This is a genomic window from Streptomyces phytophilus, assembly GCF_013870535.1.
GTDB lineage: Bacteria > Actinomycetota > Actinomycetes > Streptomycetales > Streptomycetaceae > Streptomyces > Streptomyces phytophilus.
In genome coordinates this window covers 1-2,180 of record NZ_JACBXC010001039.1, presented here as the reverse complement: position 1 = coordinate 2,180, position 2,180 = coordinate 1, and the positions used below count along the sequence as shown (strand labels likewise).

Annotated in this window: 1 protein-coding gene and 1 pseudogene; both read left to right on the top strand. The window is 70.7% G+C overall.

From position 1 onward, the window contains the following. Positions 1-521 (top strand): annotated as a pseudogene (locus H5J30_RS28755) (hypothetical protein); the annotation flags it as partial. A gap of 14 nt (positions 522-535) precedes the next feature. After that, positions 536-2,180 (top strand): glycosyltransferase family 2 protein (locus H5J30_RS28750; RefSeq protein ID WP_181790202.1); only part of this gene is annotated, 1,645 nt, incomplete at its 3' end.

Sequence of the window (2,180 nt, the reverse complement as noted above, 5' to 3'; positions counted from 1 at the left end):
CCGACGAGGCCGCCGACGAGGCGCAGACCTCCCGCGACGCCGTGGTCGACCCCGCCCGCGAGGCGGAGGCGGCCCGGCTGAAGGAGGAGTGGAACGACGCCTACTGGCGCTCCTTCGGCTGGTGGGAGCACCGGGTCGTCACCGGCGACCGGCCGCGGCTGTACGACTGCTTCAACGTCTCGCACGGCATGGTCTCGGACATCTCCAGCGTCGTGTCGGACTTCATCGCCAGCGGCAAGCCGTACGCGGTGACCGACTCCGCGGGCCTGGGGGAGCAGGAGTTCAAGCGCCAGAACACCGCGGTGCGGGCGGCGGTCGTCCTCGCCCCCGACGCCGCCAGGATCGACGAGCTGCTCGCCGCCGTCCCCGACCCCGCGGCCGACGCGCTGCGCGGAGCGCGCGAGGAACTGAAGGAATACCTGCTCGGACCCGACGAGCCCGCATCCGTCGTCCGCTTCGGCGAGGCCGTGCGTGCGCTGGCGGAGAAGTCCGAGCGCCGCAATCTAGAGCGCGCCGTCTGAAGGAGACCCGCACGATGACTTCCCCTGCGGCGAGGACCGCGGCCGGACCGATACCGGATGTCACGGTGATCACCGGCGCGTACAACTCGATGCCGTACATCACCCGCAGCGTCACCTCGGTGCTGGAGCAGACCATCGGCACCGACCGGCTGCAGATCCTCGTCATCAACGACGGATCCACCGACGGCACCGGCGCCGAGCTGGACCGGCTCGCCGCCGAGAACCCCGGTCTGACCGTCATCCACCAGGAGAACTCCGGCGGCCCGGCCGGCCCGCGCAACGTGGGTCTGGAGCGGGCCACCGGCCGCTACGTGTTCTTCCTCGACGCCGACGACTACATCGGCCGCGAGACACTGGAGCGGATGGTCCACACCGCCGACACCCACGGCACCGACGTCGTCGTCGGCAAGATGGTGGGCGTCAACGGCCGCGGCGCCCCGACCTCCATGTACCACCAGAACCTGGCCCGTACCGACGTGTTCAGCTCCCGCGTGTACTGGACGCTGAACCCGATGAAGCTCTTCCGGCGCGAGCTGGTCGAGCAGCACAAGCTGCGCTTCCGCCCCGAGCTGAAGGTCGGCCAGGACCAGCCGTTCACCAGCGCCGCGTACCTGAACGCCGACGGCATCAGCGTGATCGCCGACTACGACTGCGTGTACTGGGTCAAGCGCGACGACGGCGGCAACAACACCTCGGTCACCAAGGGCACCGCGCCGCGCATCCGCTTCCTGCGCGCGATGTTCGAGCTGGTCGGCGAGTACGTGCCCGAAGGCCCGCGGCGCCACCACCTGCTGGCCCGGCACTACACCATCGACCTGCCGCACACCATCCGGCAGCTGCGCCGCGAGAAGCACGCCTCGGACCAGCGGGAAGCCTTCGAGGACATGCGCCGGCTGTTCGACGACTGGTACAGCGAGGGCATGGCGGCCAGGCTGTCGGTCGTGGAGCGGCTGCTGATGGAGCTGGTGCGCCGCGGCGACCTCGACGACCTGCTCACGGCGTCGAAGTACCACCACAAGCTCGGCGACCGCGCCGTGGACCACCTGACGGAGAACGGGCGCGTCTACGCCACGTACCCCTTCTTCCGCGACCCCGCCCGGAACATCCCGGACGAGTTCTACGACGTCACGGACGAACTGCCCGTCCCGTTCCGCGTCGGCAGGGCCGAACTCGACGCCGCCACCGGCGTCGTCCACCTCGCCGGCAAGGTCAAGGCGCCCGGCCCCGAGGGCTGGAGCGCCCCGCCGGAGATGCTGCTCAAGCAGCGCGGCGGCATCGTCCAGCACCGGCTGCCGCTGCCCGTGGACGAGAAGCGGGACGAGGACGGCTTCCAGGACTTCCGGCTGGACATCGACCCGGCCACCGCCGGCGGCGGCGAGCCGCTGGCCGAGGCGCTCTGGGACCTCTCCCTGATCTGCGGCGAGTCCCACACCACCCGGTTCGGCGACGAGAACAACCTGAGCCTGGTCAAGCAGCCGGCGATGCACGCGGCGCCCAAGCACGCCGGCTCCGGCCAGGTCGTCACCCTCTACGCGATCCGCTCCACCGGCCATCTCACGCTGGAACTCGGCGAGATCAAGCACCAGGCGGCCAAGCGGTTCGAGGCTGCCGCCCAGCCCGCGACGCGCCGCGACGAACTCGTCGTCGACGTGCGTGCCA